Source organism: Herbaspirillum sp. BH-1, assembly GCF_002870055.1.
Taxonomy (GTDB): Bacteria; Pseudomonadota; Gammaproteobacteria; order Burkholderiales; family Burkholderiaceae_D; genus Herbaspirillum; species Herbaspirillum frisingense.
On sequence record NZ_PKOI01000009.1, the window covers coordinates 136083 to 150379 of the forward strand.

At 63.2% G+C, this 14297-nt stretch carries 14 protein-coding genes and 1 other RNA gene; 9 read left to right on the forward strand and 6 right to left on the reverse strand.

The genetic code is table 11. The features are described from left to right. Positions 1-47 precede the first annotated feature (47 nt). From HBH1_RS14135 to HBH1_RS14150, 4 genes are all read right to left on the reverse strand, one after another. On the reverse strand, positions 48-365 hold the full coding sequence (locus tag HBH1_RS14135; RefSeq protein ID WP_102663274.1) for a type II toxin-antitoxin system RelE/ParE family toxin: 318 nt from the start codon (positions 363-365) through the stop codon (positions 48-50). After that, positions 362-631: a ribbon-helix-helix domain-containing protein gene (locus HBH1_RS14140; protein ID WP_006465505.1), complete on the reverse strand. Its 270-nt coding sequence runs from the start codon at positions 629-631 to the stop codon at positions 362-364. Before HBH1_RS14140 ends, HBH1_RS14135 begins: the two co-directional genes overlap by 4 nt. Positions 632-712: 81 nt before the next feature. Further along, positions 713-1465: an HpcH/HpaI aldolase family protein gene (locus HBH1_RS14145; protein ID WP_102663275.1), complete on the reverse strand. Its 753-nt coding sequence runs from the start codon at positions 1463-1465 to the stop codon at positions 713-715. 85 nt (positions 1466-1550) lie between these two features. Next, a complete protein-coding gene (locus tag HBH1_RS14150) occupies positions 1551-2825 on the reverse strand; it encodes a D-amino acid dehydrogenase (RefSeq protein ID WP_102663276.1) in 1275 nt (424 codons plus the stop codon). Positions 2826-3004: 179 nt separating this feature from the next. Between HBH1_RS14150 and rnpB the strand changes: the two genes are divergently transcribed. Then, positions 3005-3339, forward strand: an RNA gene (rnpB, locus tag HBH1_RS14155) — RNase P RNA component class A. A gap of 69 nt (positions 3340-3408) precedes the next feature. Beyond that, entirely contained in the window at positions 3409-4569 is a 1161-nt protein-coding gene (locus HBH1_RS14160; protein ID WP_102663277.1) for an enoyl-CoA hydratase/isomerase family protein, read from the forward strand. Between the two features lie 33 nt (positions 4570-4602). Here the strand turns inward: HBH1_RS14160 and HBH1_RS14165 are convergent, their stop codons facing one another. After that, positions 4603-5082 carry a nuclear transport factor 2 family protein gene (locus tag HBH1_RS14165; protein WP_102663278.1) on the reverse strand — a complete coding sequence of 160 codons (480 nt, stop codon included), beginning with the start codon at positions 5080-5082 and terminating at the stop codon, positions 4603-4605. Positions 5083-5426: 344 nt separating this feature from the next. Next, positions 5427-5711 (reverse strand): HU family DNA-binding protein, encoded by a 285-nt coding sequence (locus HBH1_RS14170; RefSeq protein ID WP_006465510.1) that lies wholly within the window; start codon positions 5709-5711, stop codon positions 5427-5429. An 888-nt stretch (positions 5712-6599) separates the two neighbouring features. On the opposite strand from HBH1_RS14170, the gene mraZ reads away from it, so the two are divergent. Genes mraZ through mraY form a run of 7 tightly spaced genes read left to right on the forward strand, consistent with a single transcriptional unit; the run spans position 6600 to position 14192 of the window. Next, positions 6600-7028, forward strand: coding sequence for a division/cell wall cluster transcriptional repressor MraZ (gene mraZ / locus HBH1_RS14175; RefSeq protein WP_006465511.1), 429 nt, complete (start codon positions 6600-6602; stop codon positions 7026-7028). 12 nt (positions 7029-7040) lie between these two features. Next, the gene (gene rsmH, locus HBH1_RS14180) at positions 7041-8012 is read left to right on the forward strand and encodes a 16S rRNA (cytosine(1402)-N(4))-methyltransferase RsmH (protein ID WP_102663279.1); all 972 of its coding nucleotides are present in this window, start codon (positions 7041-7043) and stop codon (positions 8010-8012) included. Beyond that, positions 8009-8281, forward strand: a complete 273-nt coding sequence (gene ftsL / locus HBH1_RS14185) for a cell division protein FtsL (protein ID WP_077235811.1) — start codon at positions 8009-8011, stop codon at positions 8279-8281. The genes rsmH and ftsL overlap by 4 nt, the downstream gene beginning before the upstream one ends. Then, positions 8278-10056, forward strand: coding sequence for a peptidoglycan D,D-transpeptidase FtsI family protein (locus HBH1_RS14190; RefSeq protein WP_006465514.1), 1779 nt, complete (start codon positions 8278-8280; stop codon positions 10054-10056). Before ftsL ends, HBH1_RS14190 begins: the two co-directional genes overlap by 4 nt. Next, complete coding sequence (locus HBH1_RS14195) at positions 10056-11582, forward strand: UDP-N-acetylmuramoyl-L-alanyl-D-glutamate--2,6-diaminopimelate ligase (RefSeq protein WP_102663280.1); 1527 nt, start codon at positions 10056-10058, stop codon at positions 11580-11582. The genes HBH1_RS14190 and HBH1_RS14195 overlap by 1 nt, the downstream gene beginning before the upstream one ends. Then, positions 11579-13021, forward strand: a complete 1443-nt coding sequence (gene murF / locus HBH1_RS14200; RefSeq protein ID WP_102663281.1) for a UDP-N-acetylmuramoyl-tripeptide--D-alanyl-D-alanine ligase — start codon at positions 11579-11581, stop codon at positions 13019-13021. The genes HBH1_RS14195 and murF overlap by 4 nt, the downstream gene beginning before the upstream one ends. Position 13022: 1 nt before the next feature. After that, complete coding sequence (mraY, locus tag HBH1_RS14205) at positions 13023-14192, forward strand: phospho-N-acetylmuramoyl-pentapeptide-transferase (protein ID WP_006465517.1); 1170 nt, start codon at positions 13023-13025, stop codon at positions 14190-14192. The last annotated feature ends 105 nt before the right edge of the window (positions 14193-14297 follow it).

Consider the following 14297-nt stretch of genomic DNA (forward strand, 5'->3'; position numbering starts at 1 on the left):
CTGATCCGCTTTTTCTTGTTGATGTGGATCCCCGACAGTCCTTCGATTTAGTCGGCGGCCGGGTCTTTTCGCAAGATCGTTTCAATGTCCTGGCCACCGTAGAAGATGCCGATGATGGCGACCTCTTCCTCATCAACAGCAAAGGCGATCACTGTCCGCTTTTTGTAGTTCGTCAGGCGTAGACCAGGCCGGACGTCATCACGTTGTGTCCCGCGCAGGGGGAGGGTGCGTAGGCTTTCGCAGTAGCTGACGATGGCGTCGGTATATCCCGCCGCTATGTCAGGCGACGCCGCTTGCGCGATGTAGTGGTAAAGCTGAGCGAGTTGTTCCAGTGATTCCGGAGTGAAGACGATGCGATGGTTCATCTTGCCTTGGCGTGCTCGGCCGCTAGGCGGGCGCGTACCTGGTCTGCGGTGACGGCGCGGGAAGGATCACTTTTCAACGCGTCATAGGCTGGCGCTACCTGGTTGTTCAGCCAGCTCTCCATCGCCCGATCACGGGCCAGCAAGGTGCGCAGTCCGTCGCGGATCACTTCGCTTTCGCTGGCGTACTCGCCGCTACGTACCTTGCTTTTCACCACATCTGCCATTTCGTTAGGCAGGGTAATGCTCATCTGCTGTGTGCTTCGCATGGCTGGCTCCTTCGGGGGATGGGATTTAATCCTACTGCTGACGGGTCTTGCTGTCCAGCCCTGCCACCGGCGGTGTTGGAATCAGCGCAAGGCGCTGATACGTCTCGCCCCTTCGGCCTTGATCTGCTGGATGTCGGTGCCTGGCACCACCAGGTCCATGCCGATCGCCTTCATGCGCTGCGCCATGTCCATGGTGCCGGCGAAGATTCCCACGTACTTGCCCAGCTTGCGCGCCAGCGCCAGCAGATGATCGATGGCGTCGTTGAGGCGCTGGTCGCCGTAGGCGTCCGGGGGCAGGCCGAGTTCGATGGCCAGGTCGCTGGGGCCGATGAAGATGCCGTCCAGGTTCGGTACCTGCAGGATCGCTTCGGCATTGGCGTAGCCTTCGCGGGTTTCGATCATGGCCAGCGTGAGGATGGTCTGGTTGGCGTGGGCGAAATAATCGGCCCCGCCATACAGGAAGCCGCGCGCCGGGCCATAGCTGCGGCCGCCGCGGGGTGAGTAGTGACAGGCGCGCACGAAGCGTTCGGCGTCATCGGCGGTGTTGATCAGCGGGCAGATGACGCCATAGGCGCCGGCATCGAGGAGCTTGTTGATTTCGCCCAGGCTGTTCTCGGAACAGCGCACCACCGGCACGGCCGCGGTGCTGGAGATGGCCTGCAGCATCGGCAGGGCCGACTCGATGGAGAAGGGGCCGTGTTGCAGGTCCACCGTGACCGCATCGTAGCCGCTGTGCGCGACCACTTCGGCCAGCAGTGAATTGCCCATCGAAATCCAGCCCGAGAGGGCTAGTTGCTGTTGCGCGAAGAGGGTGCGCAGCCGGTTTTCCCGCATCGTTCGTCTCCCATGGATCAGGCCAGCAAGGCACTGGCGAGGCTCCATGTTAATTCCGATTGCGGGGACCTCGCATGAAACTTCTTCAGGCCCGGTACTGGAATGGCGTGTCGTCGATGGCGCGGGTGCGGCCGGCGATCTGGTCGGCCAGCAGCGCCGCGCTGCCGCAGGCCAGGGTCCAGCCCAGCGCACCCTGGCCGATGTTGAGATAGAGGTTGTTCACCGGTGAGCGGCCGACGATGGGGACTCCGCTCGGGGTGGCGGGGCGGAAGCCCATCCACGGCGAGAGCGTGGCGTCGTCGCCGAGTCGGCAGGCGGGGAAGAGTTCGCGCATGCCGTTCTTGAGTTCTTCGATGGCACGGCGCGGGATGCTGCGGTCCTGGCCGACCAGTTCGATGCGACCGGCCACTCTCAGACGCTGCCCGAGACGGGCGTAGACGATCTTGCGGGCGATGTCGGTGATGGAGACCTGCGGCGCCGCTGTGCGGCTGGTGTCGTCCTCCAGCGGTACGGTGATGCTGTAGCCCTTAAGGGGATAGAGCGGCAGGCGCAGGTCGAGCAGGCGGGCGAAGTCGGTGCTGTCGGCACCTAGCGCCAGGACGAAGTGGTCGGCCTCAAGCCATTGGCCACCGGCCTGGACGGCGCACAGGGCCTGGCCTTGACGGTCGTCACGCCGTACGGCGTCCACGCGTGCGCCGCCGATGAAACGGAAATTCGGGTCGGCCTGCATGACGTCCACCAGTGCGCGGCAGAACTGTGGGCAGTCGCCGGCTTCCTCGCTTGGGGTGTAGACGCCACCGGCCCAGTCGCGTTGCGAATGACCCAACGCGGGCTCGATGCGGATGCATTCGGCCGCGCCCAGCACTTCCTGCTGGCAACCGTATTGCGCCTGGAAGCGTACCTGGGCGGCGGCGGCCTCCAGTCCCTGGTCATCCGTGAACATCACCAGCTTGCCGGAGCGCTGATAGTCGAAGGACAGGTTCAGGCCGGCATTCCACTGGGTCAGCTGGTCGCGGCTATAGAAGGCCAGTTGCAGCAGGTCGAGGGTGGTGTGGCGCACGCGCTCGGCGTTGCAGCAGCGCAGGAACTGGGCCAGCCAGCGATATTGCGCGCCGTCCAGGGTGGGTTTGATGGTCAGCGGCGATTCCTTGCTGAACATGTAGTACGCCCATTTGGTCCAGACCGAGGGGTCGGCCAGCGGCGCCACGTAGGAGTAGCTGAGCTGGGCGCCATTGCCCTGGCTGGTGCCGGCGCCGGGCTGGTCGTGTGCATCGATCAGGCTGACCTGGTGGCCATCCTGGAGCAGGCGGTAGGCAGTGGTCACGCCGATTACGCCGGCGCCCAATACGCAGATATGCATGGTGTTTCGTGGAAGTCAGTCAAGAACCGCGCAGCCGTAGCGGCAGCGGATCAGCAGGAGACTACCTAAGAGGCGCCCGGGTGTCACATGCCGAATCGGCATGAACTTGTGCGCTCGCGCACAAGGGTTTTGCACCGGCGATCTCCGGCGCCGGGCGATGCTGCGCTACAATAGCGCCCGATGCAGGCCAGACAGCCGCTGGCCGCCTTCGCAAGGAGGCGGCGGGAGGAAGGTCCGGACTCCACAGAGCAGGGTGACGGTTAACGGCCGTCCGCTGAAAGCCGGCGCAAGCCGGTATAAGGCGAGGAACAGGGCCACAGAGACGAGCGTATTAAGTTACGGTGAAACGCGGTAACCTCCACCCGGAGCAATTTCAAATAGGCACGCGTTGATGTGGCTCGCGGAGCGTGCGGGTAGAAAGCTTGAGCGGCGGAGTGATCCGTCGCCTAGAGGAATGGCTGTCATAGCGGGTTTCCCGCCGTAACAGAATCCGGCCTACCGGCCTGCTTCACTGAATTTCCTTCCATTAAAACACTGCGGCCCGCGGGCACTGCGGGTTCGCGCAAGAGACCCCAGGAGACCCATGAACCAAGTAGCCGCACCCGTGCTGTTCGAAGAACTGACAGCCGCCAACGGCCGCCGTATCGGCATCGCCACCCTCGCTTCCGAAAAGACCCTGCATGCCATCTCGCTGGAGATGGTCAGCCTGCTGACGCCGCAACTGCAGCAGTGGCAGGCCGATCCTGAGGTAGCGATGGTGCTGCTGCAGGCGCAGGGCGAGAAAGCCTTCTGCGCCGGTGGCGACCTGCAGCAACTCTATCGGTCCATGCGTGAACATCACGCCTCACCCGAGCGCGAGGACATCCGCGCCAATCACTACGCGGCCGAATTCTTCGAGCAGGAATATCGCCTGGATTATCTTATCCACAGCTTCGCCAAGCCCATCCTGTGCTGGGGGCACGGCATCGTCATGGGTGGTGGCATCGGTCTGATGGCCGGTTGCAGCCATCGGGTGGTGACCGAAAAGTCGCGTCTGGCGATGCCGGAGATCACCATCGGCCTGTACCCGGACGTGGGGGGCAGCTGGTTCCTGGCACGCATGCCGGGCAAGACCGGAGTGTTTCTGGCGCTGACCGGGGCCAACCTGAACGCCAACGATGCGCTCTTCGCCGGTCTGGCCGATTACCGAGTGGCGCAGGCGGCCAAGCAGTCGGTGATCGATGCGCTGCTGCTGCAGCCGTGGGGCCAGGGGTGTGATGCGGAGTTGCTCGATCGCGTACTGGCGGCTGCGCAAGGCGCATCGGTACAGGAGGGGGCGGCGGTGTTTGCGCCGTCCAACCTGCGGACGCATTACGACCAGATCGAGGCCCTGTGCCGCCGTCCCAGTCTGCCGGAGATCGTGGACGGCATCCTCGCGCTGCAGACCGATGATCCCTGGCTGACCAAGGCCATGGCGACCCTGCGCGCCGGGTCGCCTGGTTCGGCGTGGCTAGGTTACGCCTTGCAGAAGCGGGTGCGTCCTTTGTCGCTGGCCGAGGTATTCCGGCTGGAATTCGTGGTGTCGCTGCATTGCGCGGCGCGTCCGGATTTCGTCGAGGGTATCCGTGCGCTGATCATCGAGAAGGACCAGAAGCCGCAATGGAATCCGGCTTCCCTGGGCGCTGCCACGCCGGAATGGGTGGAGGGCTTCTTTGCCGATCCCTGGTCGCCAGACCAGCATCCGCTGGCCGACCTGGGCGTCTGAACCAGCAAGCAGCCCTGGCCGCACCTCTGCGGATTAGAGGCCCAGTGTGCTCAGGCCGGGGTGGTCGGCCGGGCGCGGGGCCGAGCGGTCCCAGTGGAACTTGCGCTCGGACTCCTTGATGGGCAGGTCATTGATGGAAGCATGGCGGGTCCGCATCAGGCCATGCTCGTCGAATTCCCAGTTCTCATTGCCGTAGGAACGGTACCAGTGTCCCGAATCGTCGTGCCATTCATAGGCGAAGCGCACGGCGATGCGGTTGCCTTCGTGCGCCCAGACTTCCTTGATCAGACGGTAATCCTGTTCGCGGGTCCACTTGCGGGTGAGGAAAGTGACGATCTCGGCGCGGCCGGTGATGAAGTCGGCACGGTTGCGCCAGCGGCTGTCCTCGGTATAGGCCAGCGAAACGCGTTGCGGGTCGCAGGAATTCCAGGCGTCCTCTGCGGCGCGAGCCTTCATGGCTGCGGTCTCACGAGTGAAGAGTGGTAGCGGCGGGCGTTGCTCGGGGCTATTCATCGACGGTCTCCTCGGGTGCGCCGGACCAGCCGGCAGGTCATGGGATGTGGCGGAAGACGGGAACAAAACGCGGGTGCAACGGCATTCAGTTCATATGAAACCGAAAAAATTCTAGGCGCTACGCTCTGCCTTGGCAAACGGAGATGAGGGACGGACCGGACTTGCGAGGCGGTATGGGCAGCGCGTGCGGAGAACTGTGCTGACGATGCGGGTTACTGCGGGGAGGTCACTGCGGGGCTGTACTGCGGAGGGAAGGCGGTGGAGGGGGGAAGACGGCCGATCCGAACGGATCGGCCTCGATTTGAATGCCATGAATCTGTTTCATGGCATTCAAATGCGTGAAATTATTTCTTCTTCTTGTTCACGGCTTCCTTGAAAGCCTTGCCAGCCGAGAACTTCACGGTGGTAGCAGCGGCGATCTTGATTTCTTCGCCGGTTTGCGGGTTGCGGCCGGTACGGGCAGCGCGCTTGCCGGTGGAGAAGGAACCGAAGCCGACCAATTGCACGGTATCGCCCTTGGTCACGGCCTTGATGATGTTCTCGATGACGGAGTCCAGCGCGCGCTGAGCTGCTGCCTTGGAGATTTCGGTGTCGGCGGCGATAACGTCAACCAATTCAGATTTGTTCACTTTTAAATTCCTTTCACTGTTAAGGTGCCCAGATTTTAGCACTGGAATGAGGCGGATTCGCAAGCCCTATCTGCGTTTTCAGCCGATTTGACCTGGTCTTGACCGACCTTGATTGAAAAAAATCGACCTGCTTTTCAGCACCGTTGAACGGACCGTGGAGGCCCCGTTTTGGTGTATCGATCTCCCCAAAGACACGGATAGTAAAAGGTGGTCGGCGCCGAAGTCAAAACAAAAACGCGTCAGGGCATTCATTTGATGAAGAATTTGATCAAGAACGGTGCTCACGCGCCGGCACGTCCGCCATTTCGTCGCCCATTTCGTCGGGCATTGGCGACCCTGTTTTCTTCATCGGCTGTTCGTGTCTGATCGCGGCCGACGTCCTGGATTGGCTTTTTTATCGTTTCAGTGCACGATCGGCGAGCTTCCGGGGAACTAAAGTTGCAGTGCAAAATCCATGTCGCTTTCTCTTTGCACTCGCAAAATCGGAGGGTGGCAAGAGCTCTTTTCGAGCGCCCCGGTCACCGCCCCGAAATCGCGCACGCCAGCTCTTCCATGCCGCGCAAATCCGCGCCGTTACGCAATTCTGACGATAAACACATGTGTAAAGCTCAGGTTGCACCTTCAATGTAAATGCTAAGTCCTTCATTTTCTTCGAAAAACTTCTGAAAACGCTGTTTTAAGGAAGTGCGCTAAGTCTTTGACTTTATTAGCAAAATCCCCGTTTTTCCCTGTGTATACCGCTTGACCTGCAATAGTGCATCCTCTAAAGTGGGCGGCAGTGTCAAAAAGTGTTTTTTTGTGGGGCATTTTGTGGATTCATTTGCATTTGCCTAAGGTGACACCACACCCGATCAGCAATCTCACTCGCCAGAGGCGAAGGAAAAAACAGTGTTCCAGGGCGCGTCAGCACTCAATCTCGATGCCAAAGGACGGATGACCATTCCGGCCAAGCATCGTGACGCCCTGATTGTGCAGTGCGAAGGGCGCGCCACCGTGACGCGCCATCCGCATGGCTGCCTGCTGTTCTTCCCGCGCCCGACCTGGGAGACGCATCGCGAGCAGATCGCCAACTGGCCGATGTCGGCCCGTGCCTGGCAGCGCATCTTCCTGGGCAATGCCCAGGATGTGGAGCTCGACAGTGCCGGCCGCATCCTGATCGCGCCGGAGTTGCGCGCCGCCGTTGGTCTGCAGCGCGACGTGATGTTGCTGGGCATGGGTAGCCATTTCGAAATCTGGGATGCCGTCAAGCTGGCTGAAAGTGAAGCCGAGGCTGTGGCGGGCGGTATGCCGGATGTGTTGAGTAATTTTTCCTTCTGACGGCCGGACAAGATGAATCTGCAACCGGTGCCCGAGCTGCAGCACCGCACCGTGCTGTTGGAAGAAGCCGTGGACGCGCTGGCCATCGAGGGCGAGCGCGCCAATGGCGTTTATCTGGACGGTACCTTCGGTCGCGGCGGTCATAGTCGCGCCATCCTCTCCAGGTTGGGCCCGCAGGGCCGTCTGATCGCATTTGATAAGGACCCGTTGGCCATTGCCACGGCGCAGAAGATCGATGATGCACGCTTCGAGATCGTGCACGACAGCTTCGCGACCATGGACCAGGCGCTTGCCGAACGCGGCATCGCGCAGGTCGACGGGGTGTTGATGGATTTGGGTATTTCGTCGCCGCAGGTGGATGACGCCGCGCGCGGCTTCAGCTTTCGCTTGGATGGCCCGCTGGACATGCGCATGGATACCACGCGTGGCGTGTCGGCAGCGGATTGGCTGGCAACGGCAGACGAACAGCAGATTGCAAAGGTGATACGTGATTATGGGGAAGAACGGTTTGCTCTTCAGATTGCAAAGAAGATTGTTGCTGGCCGGGCAATCCAGCCAATTTCAAGCACACGACAGCTTGCCGCGCTCGTGGCACAGGCCGTCAAAACCCGCGAGAAAGGCAAAGATCCGGCCACTCGCACATTTCAGGCTGTACGGATTTTCGTCAATCAAGAGCTTGAAGAACTCGAGGTAGGACTGGAAAAAGCGTTCCGTCAGATGGCGCAGCACGGGAGATTGGTTGTGATCAGCTTTCACTCGCTGGAAGATCGCATCGTCAAGCAGTTCATGGCATCCAAGGCCCATGCACCGCAGCCCGACCGCCGCCTGCCGATTCGTGCGATCGACCTGCCGCAGGCCCCTGCACGCCTGCTGCCGCGGATCATGCCCAGCGCGGCTGAAGTCGAATCCAATCCGCGTGCGCGCTCGGCGGTGATGCGCGGCCTGGAGCTGATCGTGGCACCTGCCGCTGGAGTGGCTGCGTGACCGGCCGCCTGTGCCTGCTGCTGACGGCCCTGCTGGTGGCGTGCGCGCTATCGGTGGTGAGCGCCCAGTACAAGGCACGCAGCCTGTTCATCGAGCTTGAGCGCGCCCAGAGCGCGGCTCGCCAGCTTGATGTCGACTGGGCGCAATTGCAACTGGACCAGTCCACGCTGGGCAAGAACGCCCGCATCGAGGAACTGGCCCGGCGTGACCTGAACATGATGCCGGTCACCGCCGCCCGCACCCAATACCTCACCGTGGGGGCGCAATGACCAAGATGCCTCCGCGTCCCAACCTGGCAGGCAGCCGCGTGGCGGCTTCCAAGGGCGTGGCCTTCTCCTCCAATCCCATCCTGCAGGTCAAGTTGCCGGCATGGCGCTCGCGCTTCGTGCTGTTCGTGCTGTTCGTGGCCTTTGTCGCCCTGATCGTACGGGCCTTGTGGCTGCAGGGCGTGTCCACCGACTTCCTGCAGAAGCAGGGCGCCTCGCGCTACGCCCGTACCCTGGAACTGCCCGCCACGCGCGGCAAGATCACCGACCGCAATGGTCAGGTGCTGGCCTCGTCGGTGCCGGTCAAGGCGATCTGGGCCATTCCCGACGACGTCCAGGCCGCGCCCAAGGACAAGCTGGTGCAACTGGCCAAGCTGCTGGAAATGAGCGATGCCGAGCTGCGCAAGAAGCTGGATTCGGATCGCAGCTTCGTCTACCTGAAACGCCAGGTCGAGCAGGATACCGCCGACAAGATCGTCAAGCTGGGCATCCCCGGCGTGGAAACCCGCAAGGAATACAAGCGCTTCTACCCCGAGGGCGAGGTGATGGCGCACGTGGTCGGCTTCACCAACATCGAAGATGCCGGGCAGGACGGCATGGAGCTGGCCGCCCAGAAGACCCTGGCCGGCATGACCGGCAGTCGCCGCGTCATCAAGGATCGCCTGGGCCGCGTGGTGGAAGACATCGAATCCATCCGCGAGCCGCATGATGGCCGCGACCTGACCCTGTCCATCGACAGCAAGATCCAGTACATCGCCTTCACCCAACTGAAGGAAGCGGTGGAGAAATTCAAGGCCAAGGCCGGCGGCATCATCGTGGTCGACGCCAAGACCGGCGAGGTGCTGGCACTGGCCAACCTGCCCACCTACAACCCCAACGACCGCTCGGTGCTGACCGGTGCGCAGCTGCGCAACCGGGTGGTGACCGATACCTTCGAACCGGGCTCGACGCTCAAGCCGTTTACGGTGGCGCTGGCGCTGGACACCCATCGCGTCACGCCCTCCACCGTGTTCCAGACCGCGCCCGGCAAGATGACCATCGGCACCGCCACCATCGGCGACTCGCATGCCCATGGCCCGCTGACGGTGGCCCAGATCATCGAGAAATCGTCCAACATCGGTACCGCCAAGATCGCCCTGGGCATGCCGCCTGAAGAGATGTGGGAAATGTTCACCACGGTCGGCTTCGGCCAGCAGCCCAAGTTCGGCTTCCCGGGCGCCGTGGCCGGCCGCGTGCGTCCGTACAAGTCCTGGCGTCCGATCGAACAGGCCACCATGAGCTATGGTCACGGTATCTCGGTATCGCTGATCCAGCTGGCGCATGCCTACCTGATCTTCGCCCGCAATGGCGACATCATTCCGCTGTCCTTCACCAAGGTCACCGACTCGCCCATCGGCCAGCGCGTGATCTCGGCCGATACCGCCCTGCAGATGCGCCGCATGCTGGAAACCGTGGTTGCCCCCGGTGGTACCGCGCCCCAGGCCCAGGTGCCGGGTTATCGCGTGGGTGGCAAGACCGGTACCGCCTACAAGATCGAGGGCGGCAAGTATGTGCGCAAGTATGTGGCGTCCTTCTCCGGCATCGCCCCCATGTCGGACCCGCGCCTGATCATCTCGGTCATGATCGACGAGCCGCAAGGCCAGCACTATGGCGGCCCGGTGGCCGGCCCGGTGTTCGCCAACGTGGCCGCCAATGCCTTGCGTGCATTGAACGTGCCGCCGGACTCCAGCGTGACCAACATCATCATTCCCAAAGAACCGCTTGAGGAGAGCATGTAATGTCCAAGCGCGTTCTGAGCCTGCAAGAGATACTCGCCTGGCTGCGCCAGGCGGCGCCGTCTGCGCAACTGACGTCCGATTCGCGCCGCGTGGCGCCGGGCGACATCTTCTTCGCCTACGTGGGCGACGCCGACGGACGCTCCTATATCCCCGATGCCGTCGAGCGCGGTGCGGCTGCGGTCGTCTATGAAGCCGAGGGCTACACCTGGCCACAAGAGATCGACGAACCGCACCTGGCCGTGCCCGACCTCAAGGCGCAGGCCGGCGAGATTGCCGCCGCCTGGTATGGGCAGCCCGACCAGGGCATGCTGACCGTGGCCGTCACCGGTACCAATGGCAAGACCTCCTGCGCCTGGTGGCTGGGGAGCGCCCTGTCGCGCCTGCCGGGCATCAGCAATGCCGGCGTGATCGGCACGCTGGGCGTGGGCAGCTTCATCGGCGGCAAGCAGCAGGGCTTTGATGTGACCGGCTATACCACCCCGGACGCGGTGCTGCTGCAGCGCAGCCTGTCCCGGCTGGCCCAGGGGCGCGTCACGGCGCTGGCCATCGAAGCTTCCTCGATCGGGCTGGCGCAAGGGCGCATGAACGGCATGCATGTGGATGTCGCCCTGTTCACCAATTTCACGCGTGATCACCTGGATTTCCACGGTGACATGCAGACCTACGAAGACGCCAAGCGCAAGCTGTTCCAGTGGCCGGGCCTGAAGCACGCCGTGCTCAATCTGGACGATCCCATGGGCCTGCGCCTGCTGCCCTTGCTGGCGGGTCGCCAGGTGCCGGTGATCGGCTACGCGCTGGCCGAAGAGGCTGACGCCCAGGCGGACCGTATCCCCACGCTGCGTGCCAGTCAGTTGCGCAGCAGCCATGCCGGTACCGTGTTCCATGTCGATTCGCCTTTCGGCAGCGGCCAGGTCAAGACCCAGCTGGTGGGCCGCTTCAATGTCAGCAATGTGCTGGGCATCATGGGCGTGTTGCTGACGCAAGGACTGGCCTGGGACGCCGTCGTGGCGGCCGCTGCCGCCTTGACGCCCGCGCCCGGCCGCATGCAGCAGTTCGGCGGGCCGGACGTGCCACTGATCGTGATCGATTACGCCCATACCCCCGATGCGCTGGACAAGACCCTGTCCGCGCTGCGTCAGGTCGCTACCCAGCGCGGCGGCCAGCTGTGGTGCGTGTTCGGCTGCGGGGGCGATCGCGATCCGGGCAAGCGCCCGCAGATGGGCCAGATCGCCGAGCAGGCCGACCATGTGGTGCTGACCAGCGACAATCCGCGCAGCGAAGACCCGCAAGCCATCATCGAACAGATCCGCGCCGGCATGAGCCGCGTGGAACCGGTGCTGCTGGCCGACCGCGCCGGCGCCATCCTGTGGGCCATCCGCCACGCCACCAAGGCGGACGTGGTCCTGCTGGCCGGCAAGGGCCATGAGGTCTACCAGGAAATCGCCGGCAAGAAGTTGCCCTTCCTCGACGCCGACCATGTCGCCCTGGCGCTGGCTGCGCGCTCCACCATGATGGGGGGCGCATGATGCGGTTCGACTTCAGCCAGATGCTGGAATGGATCCGCACCGCCGAGGCGGCGGCCTCGGCCCATACGGTGCCTGGCGTAATCAATGCGCCGGCCGGTGAGCTGATCCTCAACGACGTCGTCACCGACAGCCGGGCGGTCAAGCCCGGCAATGTGTTTGTGGCGCTGCGCGGCGAGCGTTTCGATGCGCACGACTTCCTTGATGCCGTGGCCGCCCAGGGCGCCTCCGCCGTGGTGGTCGAACACGTACCGCCAGGCCTGACACTGCCGGCCATCGTGGTGCCGGACAGCCGCGCCGCGCTGGGCCAGATCGCCCATGGCTGGCGTCACCGCCGCGCGATCCCGGTCATCGGCGTGACCGGCAGCAACGGCAAGACCACGGTCAAGGAAATGATCGCCGCTATCCTGGCAGCCGCCTTCGGTGAAGACGGCTACCTGGGCACGCGTGGCAACTTCAATAACGAGATCGGCGTGCCGCTGACCCTGTTCCGCCTGCGCGACCAGCATCAGGCTGCCGTCATCGAGATGGGCATGAACCATCCGGGCGAGATCGCGGTCCTCTCGCGCATTGCCGCGCCGACGCTGGGCCTGGTCAACAATGCCCAGCGCGAGCACCAGGAATTCATGGCCAGCGTGGAAGCGGTGGCGCGTGAAAACGGCGCCGTGATCCGCCACCTGCCGGCCGATGGTGTGGCGGTATTCCCGGCCGACGACGACTTCACCGCCCTCTGGCGCGAAGAGGCCGGCACGCGGCGCGTGCTGAGCTTCGGCCTTACGCCGCAAGCCGATGTCAGCGCCACCTATCAGGCCGGCACGTTCGGCAGCAGCCTGCAGGTCACCGTCAAGGGGCTGGCCGTCCCCCCGGCACAGTTCAATCTCGAACTGGCCGCCGTGGGTGAACACAATGTCCGCAATGCGCTGGCAGCAGTTGCCTGCGCACTGGGTGCCGGCATCGCGGTCGAGGCCGTGGTGCGCGGGCTGGAAAGCTTTGCCCCGGTCAATGGCCGCCTGCAACGCAAGCAGGCCGTCAGCGGTGCCCTGGTGATTGACGACACCTACAATGCCAACCCCGATTCGGTGCGCGCCGCCATCGACGTGCTGGCCGCCATCAGCGGTCCACGCGTGCTGGTGCTGGGCGACATGGGCGAGGTCGGCGACCAGGGGCCGCAATTCCACGCCGAGATCGGCGCCTATGCGCACAGCCGCGGCATCCCGCTGTTGTTCGCGTTGGGCGAACTGAGCAGGCACGCCGTCGCGGCCTTCGGCGCACAGGCAAGGCATTTCGACGATATCGCTGCCCTCAATGCAGCGGTGGAGCAGGCCACACCGCAAGGTGCGACCGTTTTGGTAAAAGGTTCACGCTTCATGAAGATGGAGCGAGTTGTACAGCATCTGGTCAACGTTGAATCCAACACGCAACATCAACAGGAGACCCATTAGCATGCTGGTCTGGCTCGCACAGAATTTTCAACAGGATTTCGGCTTTCTGCGCCTGTTCAACTTCATTACCTTCCGCGCGGTGTTCGCCACGCTGACGGCGTTGTTGATCGGCATGATCGCAGGCCCGGCCGTGATCCGCATGCTGACCCGCATGAAGGTCGGCCAGGCGGTGCGCACCGATGGTCCCCAGACCCACCTGATCAAGTCCGGCACCCCCACCATGGGCGGCGTGCTGATCCTGATCGGCATTGGCATTTCCACGTTGCTGTGGGCCGACCTGTCCAACCGCTTCGTCTGGATCGTGCTGATCGTCACGCTCGGTTTTGGCGCCGTCGGCTGGGTCGATGACTATCGCAAGGTGGTCTATCGCGACCCGCAGGGCATGCGCTCGCGCGAAAAGTATTTCTGGCAGTCGCTGATCGGCCTGGTGGCAGCGTTCTACCTGGCCTTCTCGGTCTCGGAAGTGAGCAACATGAAGGTCTTCGACCTGTTCGTGGCGTGGGTACGTTCCGGCTTCAGCCTGGACCTGCCGCCCAAGGCCGACCTGATCGTGCCGTTCTTCAAGACAGTCACCTATCCGCTGGGTGTGTGGGGCTTCATCGCGCTGACCTATTTCGTCATCGTCGGCACCAGCAATGCCGTCAACCTGACCGACGGCCTGGATGGCCTGGCCATCATGCCCACCGTGCTGGTGGGTGCCGCGCTGGGCCTGTTTGCCTACCTGACCGGCAATGCCAGCTACGCCAAATACCTGTTCATCCCGCACATCCCGGGCGCCGGCGAACTGCTGATCTTCTGCGGCGCCATGGGCGGCGCGGGCCTGGCCTTCCTCTGGTACAACGCCTACCCGGCGCAGGTGTTCATGGGTGACGTCGGTGCGCTGGCGCTGGGTGGCGCGCTGGGCACCATCGCCGTGATCGTGCGCCAGGAGATCGTGCTCTTCATCATGGGTGGCATCTTCGTGGTGGAGACCCTGTCGGTGATGATCCAGGTGGCCTATTTCAAATATACGAAGAAGCGTTTCGGCACCGGCCGCCGCGTGCTGCTGATGGCGCCGCTGCACCATCACTACGAGCAGAAGGGCTGGAAGGAAACCCAGGTGGTGGTCCGTTTCTGGATCATCACCATGATGTTGGTGCTGGTGGGCTTGTCGACGCTGAAGCTGCGTTGAAGTCTGCTTCACCCCGTAGCAGGAAAGAAATCACGGCGCCCTTGCCGACCATGTCAGGGGCGCCTTTGTAGCAAGCAGGTTCTAGAGAAGTGAGTTTGGAAACAA

Bases quoted from the DNA above. Each gene is read 5' to 3' on its own strand.
- HBH1_RS14140 (WP_006465505.1), bottom strand. From the start codon at position 631: ATGCGAAGCACACAGCAGATGAGCATTACCCTGCCTAACGAAATGGCA.
- mraY (WP_006465517.1), top strand. From the start codon at position 13,023: ATGCTGGTCTGGCTCGCACAGAATTTTCAACAGGATTTCGGCTTTCTG.
- HBH1_RS14145 (WP_102663275.1), bottom strand. From the start codon at position 1,465: ATGCGGGAAAACCGGCTGCGCACCCTCTTCGCGCAACAGCAACTAGCC.
- HBH1_RS14150 (WP_102663276.1), bottom strand. From the start codon at position 2,825: ATGCATATCTGCGTATTGGGCGCCGGCGTAATCGGCGTGACCACTGCC.
- HBH1_RS14195 (WP_102663280.1), top strand. From the start codon at position 10,056: ATGTCCAAGCGCGTTCTGAGCCTGCAAGAGATACTCGCCTGGCTGCGC.
- rsmH (WP_102663279.1), top strand. From the start codon at position 7,041: ATGAATCTGCAACCGGTGCCCGAGCTGCAGCACCGCACCGTGCTGTTG.
- HBH1_RS14160 (WP_102663277.1), top strand. From the start codon at position 3,409: ATGAACCAAGTAGCCGCACCCGTGCTGTTCGAAGAACTGACAGCCGCC.
- HBH1_RS14165 (WP_102663278.1), bottom strand. From the start codon at position 5,082: ATGAATAGCCCCGAGCAACGCCCGCCGCTACCACTCTTCACTCGTGAG.
- HBH1_RS14190 (WP_006465514.1), top strand. From the start codon at position 8,278: ATGACCAAGATGCCTCCGCGTCCCAACCTGGCAGGCAGCCGCGTGGCG.
- murF (WP_102663281.1), top strand. From the start codon at position 11,579: ATGATGCGGTTCGACTTCAGCCAGATGCTGGAATGGATCCGCACCGCC.
- HBH1_RS14135 (WP_102663274.1), bottom strand. From the start codon at position 365: ATGAACCATCGCATCGTCTTCACTCCGGAATCACTGGAACAACTCGCT.